Genomic DNA, 15,515 nt, shown 5'->3' on the forward strand with positions numbered 1-15,515 from the left:
CCTGGTCAGACCGGGCGGTGGAACTCGCCCAGGAACTCCCGCACCGCCGGACCCACCGCGTCCGCCAGCTCCGCCGCGCTACGCAACTCCGCCGTCAACCCACCGCTCGCCAACCGACCGTTCGGTAGACGGCCCAGCAACTCCCGCGCCACCGCGGGCGGATGCCGATAGTCAGTGCCCGGGAAGATCAACGTCGGCACCGGCAAATCGGCCAGCTCGTCGATCCCGCTGAACGCCCGATCCGCGCCGATCGCCGCGGCCGCCGCGACACTGGCCGGATCCGCCCGCGGCATCGCCTCCCGCACCAGCTCCCCGATCAACGGCGCCAGCCGCGGCAGGATCGGCGCCCACCCCGCCTCGATCCCCGAGGTCCGCACCCGCTCGGCGAAGGCGGCCAGGAACTCCGCCTCGGCGGCCTTGCCCGCGTCGTCCTCGATGTCCTCGACGCTGATCAGCACGGTGGCCGCGACCCGGTCCGGATGCCGCAACGCCGTGCGCAGGCTGATGGTCGAGCCCAGGCCGGTGCCACCCACCGCGGCTCGCTCGGCGCCCAGGTGATCCAGCAGTGCCAGCACGTCCTCGGTGTAGCGGTTCCAGGTGTGCTGGGCCGGGTCTGGGCAGTGGGAGCGGCCGTAGCCGCGGATGTCGGGCAGGGCCACGGTGTGCTGGTCGGCCAGGTGGTGGGCCAGGGGGAGCAGGCTGCGGTGGTCGGGGCCGCCGCCGTGCAGCAGCACCACCAGCGGGCCGGTGCCCAGGGTGGCGAAGAACAGCGGGCGGCCGTCCGCGGCAGGGTAGGTGGACTCGATCATCACGCGGGCAGGTTAGCGCTGCCCGAAGGGGCAACTTGGCGTAACGGAGCGGGTGCGTGCCGCGACACTGGGGGGAGTCCGAGGCGGGGAGGGTGCGGGTGGATCCGCTTGCGGCGTCGGTGGTCCGGTTGTTCCGCGGTGGTGAGCCACTGGGCATGGGCTGCCTTGTCGGGCCGCGGCAGGTGCTGACCTGCGCGCACGTGGTCGCCGACGCGCTGGGGGTGCCCCTGGCCGGGCCCGCGCCGCGGTTACCGGTGCGGGTGGACTTCCCGCTGGTCGCCCCTGGGGAGTTCGTCGAGGCCACGGTGGCCTCCTGGGATCCAGAACGTGATGTCGCCGGACTGGTCCTGGACCGCGCGCCGGAGGCCGCGGCGGCAGCCCGGGTGGTGTCGGTGGACGCGGTGTGGGGACACGAGGTTCGGGCGTTCGGCGTGCCGGTCGGGCATGACCAGGGTGTGTGGGCCAGTGGGGTGCTGCGGGGCAGTTCGGCCTCGGGCATGGTGCAGATCGACGATGAGCGCACCGGCGGGTTCTCCCTCGCGCCGGGGTTCAGCGGCGCGCCGGTCTGGGACCACGCCGCCGACGGGGTGGTCGGTATTGTCGCGGCGGCCGAACGGCAGGCGCACCGGCGGACCGGCTACCTGATCCCGGCCGCGCTGCTCAACCAGGCCTGGCCGGAACTGCACCGGCTCGCACTGGTCCGGCCGCCCTTCCGCGGCCTGGCACCCTTCACCGAGGAGGACGCGGACACCTTCCACGGCCGCGCCGCGCGCACCGCCGAACTGGTGACCGCGTTGCGGGAGAACAGGTTCGCCGTGCTGGCCGGGCCCTCCGGCAGCGGCAAGTCCTCCCTCGCCCTGGCCGGGGTCGCGCCCGCGCTGCGGCGGGACGGCTACCGGGTCGCGGTGCTGCGGGCCACGCCCTCGGCCACCATCTGGACCGGGCTGTGCACCGCGTTGCGCCCGCACCTGCCCGGGCACAGCCCCACCGCCGAGGCCGCCCGCGCCCTGCTCACCGGCCCGGCCCCGGACCTGCTGCCGCCGGGGGAGGGGCAGCGGAAACTGCTGGTCCTGGTCGACCAGTTCGAGGAACTGCAGCACAGCGGGACCGAACAGCCAGAGGACGTGCTGCGCGCATTGGCCAACCTCGCCGGGCCGCGGCCGGGCTGGACCGTCACCGTGCTGGTCACCGTGCGCAGCGATCTGATCGGTGTACTGACCGCTCGGTCGGGAATGGCGCAGCTGCTCAACGAGCGGATGACCCTGCTCGGCCCGCCCGCGGAGCCCGAACTACGTGAGATCATCGAGGCCCCGCTGCGCGCCCCCGCCATGCCCGGCTACGCCCCCGGCCTGGTCGAGCGGATCGTCACGCACACCCCGGCCGGATCGCTGGCGCTGCTGCAGTTCGCGCTGACCATGCTGTGGGAGCGGCAACGCGGCGGCGTCATCGACCACGCCGCCTACGACGGGATCGGCGGCGTCACCGGCGCGATCGCTCGCTACGCCGAGACGGTGTGGCAGGACCTGCCCGACCAGGACTCCGCCCGCAGGCTGCTCTGCCAGCTGCTGAGCCCGATCGGCGAGACCGGCTACGCCCGCCGCCCACTGCACGCCGCCGACCTGGACCCGGCGCTGGCCGCGGTGGTGGACAGCCTGGCCACCACCCGGCTGATCACCGTCAGCGACAGCGACCGCGGCGGGCGCAAGGTCGAACTCGCGCACGAGCAGCTGGTGTACGGCTGGGACCGCCTGCGTGACTGGCTGGCCGCCGAACGGGAGTTCCGCAGCTGGCAGGACACCGTGCACCAGCAAGCAGGGCAGTGGCGCGCCTCCGGCAGGGAGAAGGCACTGCTACCGCGCGGCAGCACGCTGAAAACCGCGCTGCGCAAGGAAAAAGCGCACGCGGACCAGGTGCTGCCCGGCGAGGCCGAGTACATCCGGGCCGGGCAGCGCGCGCACCGCAACTCCCTGCTGACCCGGATCGGCGTGGCCGCGCTGGTCCTCGTGCTGCTCACCGGCAGCACGCTGCTGTGGCGGGACCAGGTGGCCGGGCAACAGGCCCGCGCGGCCGAGGCCCGCGCCGCCGCCGCGCTGGACACCCTCAAGGCCGGGGCGGAGCGGGCGGACACCCTCACCGAACGGTTGCTGATCAACCAGCGGGCAGCCGCGGTGGCCGAACCGCCCGCCGTGCGCCGCCGGACGGATGCGGACTACCTGGGCCTGCGGCTGGCGCAGCGGGTCATGGAGATGGGCGGCAACAGCGCCGCCAGCCGTTCGGTCAGCGCGGACGCCACCGCCGCCGCGGCCACCGACGGTGTCACCAACCGCTTCACCATCCGGCAATTCGACCGCGCGCACACCGACCGCACCTACACGCTGCCCGCGGAGTTCACCTTCGCCAACCGGATCGTCATCCTCGACCCCGGCCACGCCGTGATCTCCGCCAAACGCCTCACCCCCCAGTCCCTGGCCAAGGGCGAGGACGTCGTCTTCCTCTGGGACCTCGCCGCCGATCGCGAGGTACGCAGGCTGATCCCGTTCCCCGGCAACTTCAACTCCCAGTTCCCGGCCGCGTTCCTGCTCGACCGCACCGGGAAGACCCTCGCCTTCGGGGAGACCGGCGGCCGCACCCTGGCCCTGCTGGCCCTGGACGGCTCGGGCGCGCGCACCACCCTGGAGCTGCCCAACCCACTGCGCGACGAGAAAGGCGTGGGGGCGGCCGCACTGGCCGCCAGGGGCACGGACACCGCGCTGGTACTGGACACCAAGGCCGCCGACGGCAGCTACCCGCTGCTGGAGCTGAGCCCGCGCGGCACACGGAACCTGCCGTCCATGCCCGGCGGCCTGCCGGTGGCCAACTCCGCCGACGACGTAGTGATGGGCGGCTGCTTCAAGGACCAGACGGTGGAACAAGGCGTGGTGATCGGCATCGCCGAGCGCAGGTTCTACCGGAACCTGCCCGTGCACGGCAGCACCTGCCGCCCGCACAACCAGCGCCTGGACACCTCCGCCCGGCAACTCGTGGCCACCTTCCGCACCGGCTCGGACCGCCCCGACCTGCTCGCGGTGTGGAGTGTGGACGGCAGTGCCCCGGACCGCCGCTTCGCCATCCCGGCCCTGTGGGGCAAGGACGAGAAGGACAGCTGGACCGTGCGCGCCGCCGCCTTCCAACCGGACGGTTCCGGCCGGGTGGTGCTGGCCGCGGACAGCACCCTGGTCGGCCTGCGCATCCCGCCGCTGGAGTCGATCGACTCCGCGGTGGCCTCGGCGGAGAACCTGCGCTTGGCCCCCGACGGCTCCCGGCTGCACGTGCAACTGCTCGACGGATCCGTGCAGACCTGGGACCTCAAAACCCAGCGCCGCACCGGGCTGGTGCCGGCCGAGCAGCGCAGGCACCCCCTCGACGCGTTCTCGCCCAAGTCGATGGCCCTGTCCCCGGACGGCACCCGGCTGGCCGTCGCCCGGCGCCGGGACACCGCCACCGAGCACCAGTTCGTGGTCACCGTCTACGACCCGGCCACCCTCACCAAGATCACCGAACTGGGCCTGGGCAACCAGCCCGTCCTGGTCACCCCGGTCGGCCTGACCTTCACCGGCGGCACCGAACTGACCACCGTGCTGGACCGCACCATCACCCGGTGGGACCTGCGCACCGGCAACCGGCTGCACCCGCCGGCCACCGTCCCGTTGCGGCACAAGGACAACACCCCGGTCGGCCTGACCCAGGTCCTCCCGCTCGGCGAGACCGCGCTGATCACCGAGTCCGACGGCCAGGTCCGCCGGCTGCGCCTGTCCGACGGCGCCGAGGTCCCGGACACCGCCTTCACCCTGCCGTTCGAGTTCTCCCGGGACGTCTCCGCACTCGCCGTGGACCCGGCAGGCCAGACCTTCGCGGTGGCCCTGCCGGACCGGGTCGAACTCTGGGACCTGGCCACCCGCCGCCGGACCGACACCCTGGCCCTGCCCGAACCCGCCGCCGAACTCACCCTCTCCGCTGACGACGAGACAGTCCGGGTGCGCACCGCCGCCGACCTCACCGTGCCGGAGAACCTGCCTGCCGACAACGGCATCCGGCCCGGCAGGCAACCCGGTCCACTCACCGTGGTGTGGCGCGGCGGCTGGTTCGGCGTCGAGGAGGAACGCACCCAGACCGCACCCGGCGGCCTGCTCTACCAGGTGGTGCCCGCGCCGACCGTGCTGCCCGCGGACGCAGGCGCGCGGCGGGCGGCGGTGTGCGCCGCGGTGGGCCCGGCCAAGCTGTCCGAGGAGCGGATCGGCCAGCTCCCCGAACCCGCCCGCCAGGTCTCCGGCTGCCCCTGAGCGCCCGGCCAACCGGTCGCCCGAAAGGGCACACTCGGTGCCCCCGTGAAGATTTCCGCTGGTCAGCGAGTGTATCCCAGTTGCCCCGGGCAGGGGGATACGCCGCGACCTGGAATCCGGCCGATCCGCTGGGCAGGCTCCGGCCCGGGTGATCACGCCCCCCGTGCCGTACCGGCCGCGCCCCCCGATCGCGAGGAACGTTGATGAATCTGACCGGATTCGCCAGACGCCTGGTCACGCCTGTCGTGGCCACGGCGGTGCTGGCGAGTGGGCTCGCCGCCCCGAACGCGGCCGCGGCCGAACCGGGAATCACCCCGGAACAGCTGGCCAGCGCGGTGTTCAGCGCCGCCGTCCAGCTCAAGGACAACGGCCGCACCCACGACCGCAACCTGTTGCTCAGCGCCGAACTCCTGGACTGGCGGGCCAAGAACCCGGCCGCCACCGCGGACGCGCTGAACCGGCACGCCGCCGACGTGGAACGGGTGGTCGGCCTGGCCGTGGCCCCGGCCACCGAACGCGACCTGGTGCCGGACACCCTCGGCCGCGGCGTGGAGGCCCTCTACGCCGTCCCCGAGGTGGACAAGGGCGGCAAGCAGCTCAAGACGCTGCTCGGCGCGCTGACCAAACGCGATCTCAAGAGCGCCAACTCGCCGGAGGAACTGCGCGGGGTGCTGCAGCAGTTCACCGTGTCCTCCATCGAGATCGCGCCCACGATCTGGACCGCGCTGCGTGAGGCGGCCGGCCGGGACGCGACCCTCAACAGCACCTGGAAGACCCGGCTCGGCAAGGCCACCGTGGCCGAGACCGCCGCGGTGGACCCGGTGGCGCCGCTGGACACCCTCAAGCAGCTGCCGCAGGTCAAGAAGGTCATCGACGTCGATGCCATCCAGGCCGGCTTCCAGCAGGGCTTCAAGCAGGGCATGGAGGCGCTGAACAAGCAGATCAAGCCGCTGATCAAGGTGCTCGGCGACCCGAACTCGCCGAACACCCCGCTGGGCCAGGCCATGCAGTGGGTCAAGGACCACGTCGACCAGAACACCGGCGAGATCAAGAAGCCCTCCGAGCAGGAACTGAAGGACTTCGAGGAACAGGCCAAGAAGTTCGACACCTACCTGGACTACGTCAAGGGCGGCCTGACCGCCTTCGCCACCGTGGCCAAGGTGCTCAGCCCGCGCTACGCCGCGGACCTGGTGAAGTTCGCCGACACCCTGTACAAGATCGGCAAGCACGTGCTGCCGATGATCAACGCGGTGGCCGCGCTGGGCACCGCCATCGCGGCGGGCGCGGCGATCGGCTCGATCGTGCCCGCCATCGGCACCGTGATCGGCGCGGCGGTCGGCCTGATCACCACCCTGGTCGGCCTGCTCGGCAGCGGTGGCGGCGGACCCAGCCCGGAACTACAGGCCATCCAGGGCATGCACACCGAGATGCGGGAGAGTTTCAAGCAGCTCAAGGACTTCCTGATCGCGTTCCAGACCCAGGTCAACTCCCGCTTCGACCGCATCGACGCCACGCTGAACCTGATGTACGGCGACATGCTGATGAAGTTCGACCAGGTGCTGATCGCCATCGCGCAGTCCAACTTCCAGCTGACCCAGCAGATCAAGGACCTGCACTCCGCGCTGCTGACCATCGCCACCAACTTCCAGGGCGACATCCAGGCGATCCTGGCCGGTATGCAGGCCGACGCGGCCACCCCGTTCCGCAACGCGATCCGCAAGTACGTCGACTACGCCGCGCGGGAGAACCGCCCGATCCCCTCCTACGACCAGGGCAACGACACCTACAAGTTCGGCGCGGAGGCCTACTCCGACGCCGGGGACGACCTCGCCCGCAGCGCGGTGTTCATGCGCGAACCCCAGGACGTGCCGCCGGCCGGGATCCTGGCCACCAACAACCCGACCGCGCTGGTGAACTACCTGACCAAGTGGGCCGAGGAGAACTTCGGGCCGCAGTACGGGCACAACAAGCCGGCCGCGGGCACGCCGAACGCGACCCTGCTGGCCGCCGCGATGCGCGCCTACGCCGTGCTGATGGACCAGAACCCGGCGCTGGCCGCGCAGGAACCGCTGGTGGATCCCGATGGCGACGGCAAGTTCGGCGTGGCCAGGGTCGATGACCTGCTCAAGGCGGGCGGTGACGTGGTCGGCGCGGCCCGCCGGTTCAACCAGCCGCGGTTCAAGCCGACCACCGGCCCCTGGGTGGCGACCAACTCGCTGCTGGGCGGTCTGCAGGAGGAGAACTCGCTGCGGATGATCGCGCTGGCCAACAGCCTGAAGAAGTACGAGTTCGACTCCACCGTGCAGGAACCCACCCGGCCGTTCAGCCTCTGGGGCGACCGGAACCAGCCGGTCGAAGGGTTCATGAAGCGGGACGACGTCGAGGTGCAGCACTGCTACACCCCGACCGGGGAGACCGGGCTGGCGGCCATGCCCGAGTTGATCAAGAGCGACAAGCTGCCCGCGCCGGTGCGGGTGCTGAAGCAGCTGCACCCCACCATGGAGCTGCGGACCTGCTGGGCCACGGTGTCCGCGATGGACCACTCCTACGGCCGGTACGACCTGGACGGCCCGACCCGGATCCCGTGCAAGTGGTCGCCGGACCCGCCGGTGGGCTGCACGAAGTCGGTGACCCAGGGCAGCACGAAGCTGGTCCGGATCAACGTCGAGTTCCAGGTCCGCGGGGTCATTCCCGGGCAGACCAACGAGACCGCGCTGGCCAGGATGAGCGGCGTGGGCACGGTGGAGCGGTGCCGGTACCCCGGTGTCCAGCCCCATGACGACGAACCGCTGGACGGCTCGTGCACGATGAACCCGGTCGACTTCTTCCCGAGGATGAAGAACGCGCCGAAGTACGAGCCCCAGGGCACCATGACCGAGGACGACACCTACCTCAGCTACCCGCGGATCAGTAAGACGCTGGCCGAGCGGCGGGCCCGCTACTACGCGCTGGTGGCCAACGACCTCAAGGACGCCGAGCCGAAGCTGCCCGAGGCCAAGGCGGTCGACACCAACCTGCGCCTGCTGCGGGCCTACCTGGAACTCGGTTTCCCGACCGCGTTGCAGAGCGACGAACGCCTGCGGTCCCTGCTCTACGGCGACCGCGCGGTCCCGTCCTCGCTGAACGTCCGCAAGATCAGGAACGAGATCAGTCCGCTGGCCGCGTTGTTCAGCAAGGCCGCGCAGAACCAGCTGGCGGAGAAGGACGCGCTGCACGAGCAGAAGGTGTTCAGCCAGGCCGAGATCCCGGGTTGCACCGCGGCGCCCGCCGAGGTCACCACCCCGGATCCGGTGGCCCGCTGCCTGGTGACCATCGGCGGCCAGCGCCGGGGCGCGCTGGGCGAGCGGATCGAGTACTACTCCACCGATCTGGTGGCCAATCCGGCCGCGCAGGACCCGCAGACGATCACCGCGCTGATGCGCTCGCTGCGGATCCAGACCAAGGCCACCCACCCGAACTACGTGCTGGACCCGCCCGGCGAGCCCAACCCGGTGCCGCCTGCGGAGATCGGCAAGACCGTCGGCGGACTCGGCGGCAGCTCGCGGGCCACCTTGGGCGGCAAGCACTTCATGGTGTGGCAGGGCAAACAGGACGAGGTGCTGGTGGCCACCAGTGCCGATGGCAAGGCGTGGTGGCCGCCGGTCACCGTCGCCGGCCCGCACACCGCGGGTGAGGTCCCGGCCATCACCGCCTTCCGGGACAAGCTGGTCGCGGCCTGGCAGAGCGGGCCGTTCTCCTGGAAGGACGGCAACAACGAGCGCACCATCGCCGTGTCCACCAGCACTGACGGCAAGACCTGGACCGAACCGGTCCGGCTGGCGCCCATTCCGCTGGCTACCGGCGGGATCGGCCTGACCGTGCACAACGACCAGCTGCACCTGCTGTTCAAGGGCGCGGACCAGGGCAAGTACCTCACCGTCAGCCACGACGGCAAGAACTGGAAGCGGCCGCAGCAGGTGGTCAACAACGGCGCCACCGCCGCGGCGCCGGGCCTGGCCTCGCTCAACAACGGCACCCTTGCCCAGCTGTGGCGGGGCGGGGAGGGCGATGAGGCGCTCTACACCGCGTTCAGCAACGACGGCGTGACCTGGGCCAACCAGAAGGTGCTGGACGCCGGCGCCGCCAGGTCACCGGTCGCGCCGAGCCTGACCGTGCACAACAACAAGGTGTTCGCGGTCTGGCGCAACGCGGCCAACGATGGCCTGTCCGTCAGCGACACCGGCGACGGCGCGAACTGGGTCGCACCCCGGGCCCTGCACGCCCAGGCGCACGCGCTGGGCACGCCCTCGCTGGGCGTGGTCGGCGGCAAGCTGGCCGCGATCTGGCGGGATGCCGTGGACACCAACCGGGTCAGCGTGTCCACCAGTGCCGACGGCATCACCTGGTCCGCGCCGGAGGCGATCAGCAAGCTGACCGCCGAGGCCCGGCACCAGCACAACGAGGCGCTGCTCACCGAGGCCACCCGGCTGTGGAACCGCGGTGAACGCGAGCAGGCCGTGGTCAAGGCCAAGGAAGCACTCCAGTTCACCCGCGAACTGGTCCGGGAGAGCCCCGGCTACGCGGCCACGCTGGCGCAGTGGATCCGCACCCCGGTCAGTGGCTACCTGGCCGAGACCGGCAGGCACGATGAGGCGATCACGTTGCTGGACGAGGCGATCGCGCTCTACCGCAGGCTCAGCGTGTACGAACCGCAGAAGTTCGAGCACAAGCTGAGCGAGGCGGACACCCTGGTGTGGCAGGGCACCCGGATCTGGAACAAGGGGGAGAAGGAGAAGGGCCGGGACCGCGCCCTGGCGGGTATCGACCTGGCGCGCCCCCTGGTGGCCAAGGGACCCGGCTTCGGCTCCGCGTTCGCGCAGTGGATCCGCACCCCGGTGAGCGGCTACCTGGCCGAGACCGGCAAGCACGACCAGGCGATCGCCTTGCTGGGCGAGGCGGTCACCACCTACCGCAGGAACGCCCAGCTGGAACCGCAGAAGCTGGAACACAAGTTCAACGAGGCGGATGCCCTGGTGTGGCAGGGGACCAGGATCTGGAACAAGGGCGAGAAGGACAAGGGCCGGGACAAGGCACTGGAAGGCATTGCCGTGGCCCGTGCCCTGGCGCCCAAGGCAGCCGGTTTCGCCGCCGGGTTCGCGCAGTGGATCCGCACGCCGGTCAGTGGCTACCTGGCCGAGACCGGCAAGCACGATGAGGCGATCGCCTTGCTGGGTGAGGCGATCAGCACCTACCGGCAGCTGAGCCAGCAGGAGCCGCAGAAGTTCGAGTACAAGCTCAACGAGGCGGATGCCCTGGTGTGGCAGGGATACCGGATGTTCTACAAGGGAGACAAGGACAAGGGCCGGGACAAGACCCTGGAGGGCGTCAACCTGGCCCGCACCCTGGTGGCCAAGGGACCCGGCTACGCCACCGCGTTCGCGCAGTGGATCCGCATGCCCGCCAGCGGTTTCCTGGCCGATACCGGCAAGCACGACGAGGCCATCGCCTTGCTGGGTGAGGCGATCAGCACCTACCGGCAGCTGGCCCAGCAGGACCCGCAGCAGCCCGACCACAAGCTGCACGAGGCCGATGCCCTGGTGTGGCAGGGCATCCGCACCTGGAACAAGGGCGACAAGGCCGGTGGCCTGACCAAGGTCCAGGAAGGACACGCCGCGGTCCGGGCGGTGGCGCTGAAGGGACCCTCCTACGCCGACCACCTCGCGACCTGGCTGCTCAACCCGGGTACCGACTACGCGGTCGGCAACGGGAAGAAGCCCGAGGCGGTGACCATGGCCAAGGAGGCGGTGGAGATCTACACCCGGCTCACCGCGGCCGATGCCAAGTACCAGGCCAAACTCGACGCGGCCAAGCAGAAGCTGACCGCACTCCAGGGCTGAGGGCAGGGAAACCATGATGAGACAACGCATGTTGGCGCTGGTCCTGGCCACGGCCGGACTGCTGATCAGCACCGGAGCCGCTCCGGCCAGCGCCGCCGAGGACTACCTCACCAGCCCGAATTCGGGCAACGGCTGCCTCGCCCCGCTGTGGGGCAGCCGGGAACCCGGCGCCTACATCGGCTACGAGCGGTGCGACAACACGAAGACGCAGGCCTGGCGCCGGGCCGACAAGGGCGGCGGCTGGTACACCTACCAGTCGTTGATCTCGGACCTGTGCCTGACCGTGCTCAACGGCAGCAACGGTGCGGATGTCGTGCAGCAGCCCTGCGCGGACACGCCCAGCCAGCGCTGGAAGTTCGTCCAGCGGGACCCGATCGCGGTGGCGGTGGAGGTCCGGTCCCAGGTGTCGGACCTGTGCCTGACCGCGGGCCAGGTGCAGCACAGCACGCCGTCTGACGTGGTGGTGCGGACCTGCTTCAACATCGACTGGCAGAAGTGGGCCCCGACCCGCTGGGAGCCCCCGGCTTCCTGACACCTCTACCAACCGGTCGGTCGGCGGTCCCGCACCGCCGGCCGGCCGGTGTCGTTCAGCCCGCGCGGGCGAGCAGCACCGGCGCGCCGGGCCCGGTCAGCTCCGCCGCCGGGACCCGGCGCCCGGCCGACGCCATCAGCAACGCCTCGCCCTTGCCGCGCACCTCGGCGCCGGAACCCGCGGTCCAGTCCACGTCCTCGGCCACCAGCCGCAGGCCCCTGGACCGCCACCACGCGCCGATCGGCGGTGCCAGCCGGGACAACCGCAAGGCCCGGAGCAGTCGATCGGCCGGGATCTCCCGCGGCAGGTCCAGGACCCGCCGGATGTCCTGGTGGTGGATGAGCGCGTCCAGCAGGGCGGGCATGCCGCCGAAACCGGCGGTCAGCCCGCGTGGCCGGAGGTGGCCCGCGAACGCGTCGAGCAGTTCCGCGGGGGAGAGGGTGCGGAAGTCGGTCAGGCCGAGCGCGTTGGCGCGGTCCAGGCTGAACCGGCCGCGGGCGAACTGGGCCGCGACCTTGCCGAGGGTCAGGCCGTCGTAGCTGATGACGTGCGCGACGACCTCCCGCACCCGCCAGCCATCGCACAGCGTCGGCGCTTCCCACTGCTCGGCGGGCAGGGTGCGCAGGAAGTCCAGGAGGTCCGCGCGTTCGGCGCGGGCCAGTTCAAGCGTGCTGGCCGAGTCGGTCGATCGCCTGGCGGACACGGGAAACCCCTTCCAAGAGCACAGTGGACAGTCCAAGCCTGCCCTGCGGACCGGTTCAGCGCAGCCGTTCGGCGAGATGTCGCGGCGCGAGCAGCAGCAGGATCTCGGTCACCACCTCGGCCACCTCGGGCAGCCAGGGCGGCCCTCGGCCATGGTGCGCACGGGCGCGAAGTTCCTCCTCCTCCGCACGCCGGCCGGAAGTTGACGCCGTCAGGTTGACAGTGTCATTGTGGTCCGGTGTCGAGCCGGAGAGTGCGGGCCAACCCGGGTGAGGGCGGTCGGCTGCGGGAGGAAGTGCTCCTCGCCGCCGAGCGGATGCTGGTCGAGGCCGGCACCGAGGAGGTGCTCACCCTGCGCGCGGTGGCCGAGCGGGTCGGCGTCACCACGCCCTCGGTGTACCGGCACTTCGCCAGCAAGGACGAGCTGGTCGAGGCGGTGTGCCTGCGTGCGTGGGACGGCCTGGGCAGCCGCATCCGCGAGGCCTGCGCCCGGCTGACCGACCCGTTCATCGCGCTGAGCCAGTGCGGCCGCGCCTACATCCGGTTCGCCCTGGACCACCCGGTGCAGTACCGGGTGCTGATGCTGCGCCGCACCGAGACCTCGCCCGCGGCGGAGGCCTGCTTCGGCTACATGGTCGACGCGGTCACCGCCTGCGTGGCCACCGGTGTGCTGCACGGCGAACCGCGCAGGCTCGCGCTGAGCCTGTGGTCGGCCATGCACGGCTGCGCCTCGCTGCTGATCAACCAGCCCTCGCTGCCCTGGCCGGCGGACCTGGACGAGTTCGTCAACGAGGTGGTCCGGATGGCCGGATTCGGGGCCGCGGTGAGCACCCGGCTCGCCCGAGGGCGGGTGCCGCGCAGCGCGGAGGTCACGGCGGGCGCGGACACGATGGTCAACCGGATGGAGGGGCGGAAATGAGCATTGCCGGGCGGATCGCGCTGGTGACCGGGGGATCCCGGGGGATCGGCGCGGAAACGGCGCGGTTGCTGGCGGCCGAGGGCGCCACGGTGTTCGTGAACTACCGGGAGAAGCGCAGGCGCGCCGACCGGGTGGTCGGGGAGATCGCGCACGCGGGCGGCACAGCCGTTGCGGTGCGCGCGGACCTCACCGACCCGGCCGAGGTGGCCGCGATGATCGAGCAGATCCGGGACCGGGCCGGGCGACTGGACCTGGTGGTGCTCAACGCTTCCGGCGGTCTGGAACGCGATCGTGCCGCCGGCTACGCGCTGCGGCTGAACCGCGACGCCCAGGTGTCCCTGGTCGAGGCCGCGCTGCCGCTGCTGCCGCCGTCCGGCCGGATCGTCTTCGTCACCAGCCATGAGGCGCACTTCCACGAAAGCCGCCTCGGCTACGACGTGTACGAGCCGGTGGCCGCGAGCAAACGCGCGGGCGAGGACGCGCTGCGCGAGCGCATCCCGGCCCTGGCAGCCCGGGAGATCAGCCTGGTGGTCGTCTCCGGCGACATGATCGAGGGCACCATCACCCCCACCCTGCTGGAACGCGCCAACCCCGGTGCCATCGAGGCCCGCCGCGCCGAGGCCGGCGCGCTGCCCACGATCGCCGAGTTCGCGAGCGAGGTGGTGGCCGCGGCGTCGGCGGCGGTGCCGAGCGGGTACACGGTGTACGTCGGCGGCGCGGACTACCTGGCCGGGGTTACAGGTGTTTCCTCAGCTGCCGGAGGTGCGGACCGGCAGCGGTGACCCGCGGTCAGAAGGTGGCGATCGGGTTGACCGGGCTACCGGAGGTGCCGGCGAAGCGGACCGGCGCGACCGCGAGCTGGAAGTCCCACTGGTCAAGCTCGGCAGCCGTGCTCGCGCACTCCTCCAGATCGCAGTTGTCGAGCAGCCACAGGCCCATCGCGACCAGGCCCACGGCGTGCACCGGCATCAACACGTCCGCGTACCCCGACGGCTGAACGTCCTGGGGGGTGTCCGCGCCGATCAGCGCGACCTCCCGGTCCCGCAGCCAGGGCAGGCAGGAGGCGTGCCAGCCGGCCTGGGTGATACCGCCGGACGGGCCGGCCTCGTGCCGGGCGCGGCCATAGCCCGTCCGCAGCAGCACCGCGTCGCCGGAGCGCACCCGCACCCCCTGGCGAGGCTCGGCCTCCTCAAGGTCCTCGGGAAACACACCCTGCCCCGGTGCCAGCCACGGCACCTCGCGGACCGCCGCGATGTCCAGCAGGACACCGCGCGTGACGATCCCGTTCGCCGCCGCGGTGACGGCCGCCCACGCTGATCCCGTTGTGGCGTCGACCATCGAGTGCGATCGCCCGTTGTACATCGCGCCGTCCCAGAAGATGTGGCACGGCGAGTCGACGTGGGTGATGGTGTTGCCGTGGAACATGATGCCGAGCCGCTCGTTCGAGAAGCCCCAGTGCCGGTCATCGCGGAACCCGGGCACCGGCATGTTCTCGGCGCCCGGCATGTCGGCCGCGCACGGGCAGCTCGTGGTCGACCGCTCCATCTCCGCCGGTACGGCGATCTCCCACGCGCATGACACGCTCCGGCCGTGCCGCACGGCCCGCGCCGCCGCCAGCCGGACCTCGTCGGTGATGTGGTTCAGCGTGCCGCGCTCGTCGTCCGCGCCCCACCGGCCCCAGTTCGACAGCGTGTCGAAGTACCCGAGCACCTCGTCCTGGGTGGGCATCGGTCGCTCTGCCGTCATTCCAGCATCGACTCCTCCGGTCACGGGGTTCGAGGCACAAAAGCCCGCTGAAGGGTACGGCACCCCTGTGCTGCTGGTGGTGCGTCACCCGGGCACACCGATCCGCTTCCACCGCGCCCTGAAGTTGGCCAGCGCCCGAACCAACCGTTCGGTAGGTGAGCCGACCGGTGGCAGCACGCCGGATCGGTCGGGCCCACCGCGCCGTGGAAGTGGCCGCCGCCGTGGCGACGGTCTGCTGGTCCCGTTGAGTCATGCCCGGACTATCGCGTCCGGCGCATTCACCGGCAGCAGCCGTTCAACCCGGTTAACTCCTGGCTGAACCCGGCACATCCGGTGACCCGGAGTGGTAATGGCCGCAGGCGCGGCCGGGTCGCACCACGGCCGAACTGGGGCGACAACCCCTATTCCAGCTTTTCCAATTCGATTTCCTTCTCCGGCCCTCGTGTTAGTCTCTGCGCCGAACGGCCAACTGGGGGCCGGTCGCCTAGTCGCGTCAAGGGGTCGATAACCGTGCACAGTCCTGAATGATCATTAGTGCTTGATCCATTGCAGCGCTGACCGGAATCGGTCACTCTTTGACGGGTTCCCGTCAGCTGACAGATGTAATCGATT

The 15,515-nt window shown here is 71.3% G+C and carries 8 protein-coding genes; 5 read left to right on the forward strand and 3 right to left on the reverse strand.

The window, feature by feature from the left end:
• Nucleotides 1-5: 5 nt before the first annotated feature.
• Nucleotides 6-809: an alpha/beta fold hydrolase gene (locus ACTOWY_RS33045; RefSeq protein WP_441313600.1), complete on the reverse strand. Its 804-nt coding sequence runs from the start codon at nt 807-809 to the stop codon at nt 6-8.
• Between the two features lie 98 nt (nt 810-907).
• Between ACTOWY_RS33045 and ACTOWY_RS33050 the strand changes: the two genes are divergently transcribed.
• The 3 genes from ACTOWY_RS33050 to ACTOWY_RS33060 all read left to right on the forward strand — a co-directional run bounded on the left by ACTOWY_RS33050 (nt 908) and on the right by ACTOWY_RS33060 (nt 11,536).
• Nucleotides 908-5,128, forward strand: coding sequence for an nSTAND1 domain-containing NTPase (locus tag ACTOWY_RS33050; RefSeq protein ID WP_441313517.1), 4,221 nt, complete (start codon nt 908-910; stop codon nt 5,126-5,128).
• Nucleotides 5,129-5,331: 203 nt separating this feature from the next.
• A complete protein-coding gene (locus ACTOWY_RS33055) occupies nt 5,332-11,004 on the forward strand; it encodes a tetratricopeptide repeat protein (protein ID WP_441313518.1) in 5,673 nt (1,890 codons plus the stop codon).
• A 28-nt stretch (nt 11,005-11,032) separates the two neighbouring features.
• Nucleotides 11,033-11,536: an RICIN domain-containing protein gene (locus ACTOWY_RS33060; RefSeq protein WP_441313519.1), complete on the forward strand. Its 504-nt coding sequence runs from the start codon at nt 11,033-11,035 to the stop codon at nt 11,534-11,536.
• A 55-nt stretch (nt 11,537-11,591) separates the two neighbouring features.
• Here ACTOWY_RS33060 and ACTOWY_RS33065 read toward each other — a convergent pair whose 3' ends face one another.
• The gene (locus tag ACTOWY_RS33065) at nt 11,592-12,239 is read right to left on the reverse strand and encodes a maleylpyruvate isomerase family mycothiol-dependent enzyme (protein ID WP_441313520.1); all 648 of its coding nucleotides are present in this window, start codon (nt 12,237-12,239) and stop codon (nt 11,592-11,594) included.
• A gap of 237 nt (nt 12,240-12,476) precedes the next feature.
• Here ACTOWY_RS33065 and ACTOWY_RS33070 point away from each other — a divergent pair, with 237 nt between their 5' ends.
• Together ACTOWY_RS33070 and ACTOWY_RS33075 are read left to right on the forward strand one after the other, a co-directional pair.
• Nucleotides 12,477-13,157, forward strand: a complete 681-nt coding sequence (locus ACTOWY_RS33070) for a TetR/AcrR family transcriptional regulator (RefSeq protein ID WP_441313521.1) — start codon at nt 12,477-12,479, stop codon at nt 13,155-13,157.
• Nucleotides 13,154-13,939: an SDR family oxidoreductase gene (locus tag ACTOWY_RS33075; protein WP_441313522.1), complete on the forward strand. Its 786-nt coding sequence runs from the start codon at nt 13,154-13,156 to the stop codon at nt 13,937-13,939. Before ACTOWY_RS33070 ends, ACTOWY_RS33075 begins: the two co-directional genes overlap by 4 nt.
• A gap of 7 nt (nt 13,940-13,946) precedes the next feature.
• Here the strand turns inward: ACTOWY_RS33075 and ACTOWY_RS33080 are convergent, their stop codons facing one another.
• On the reverse strand, nt 13,947-14,903 hold the full coding sequence (locus ACTOWY_RS33080; RefSeq protein WP_441313523.1) for a cyclase family protein: 957 nt from the start codon (nt 14,901-14,903) through the stop codon (nt 13,947-13,949).
• Nucleotides 14,904-15,515 lie beyond the last annotated feature (612 nt).

The sequence above is a fragment of the Crossiella sp. CA198 genome, assembly GCF_052078295.1.
Taxonomy (GTDB): Bacteria; Actinomycetota; Actinomycetes; order Mycobacteriales; family Pseudonocardiaceae; genus Crossiella.

What these genes read in the sequence shown, in the direction of transcription:
- ACTOWY_RS33080 (WP_441313523.1), bottom strand. Translation starts at nt 14,903, where the DNA reads ATGACGGCAGAGCGACCGATGCCCACCCAGGACGAGGTGCTCGGGTAC.
- ACTOWY_RS33075 (WP_441313522.1), top strand. Translation starts at nt 13,154, where the DNA reads ATGAGCATTGCCGGGCGGATCGCGCTGGTGACCGGGGGATCCCGGGGG.
- ACTOWY_RS33060 (WP_441313519.1), top strand. Translation starts at nt 11,033, where the DNA reads ATGTTGGCGCTGGTCCTGGCCACGGCCGGACTGCTGATCAGCACCGGA.
- ACTOWY_RS33045 (WP_441313600.1), bottom strand. Translation starts at nt 809, where the DNA reads ATGATCGAGTCCACCTACCCTGCCGCGGACGGCCGCCCGCTGTTCTTC.
- ACTOWY_RS33055 (WP_441313518.1), top strand. Translation starts at nt 5,332, where the DNA reads ATGAATCTGACCGGATTCGCCAGACGCCTGGTCACGCCTGTCGTGGCC.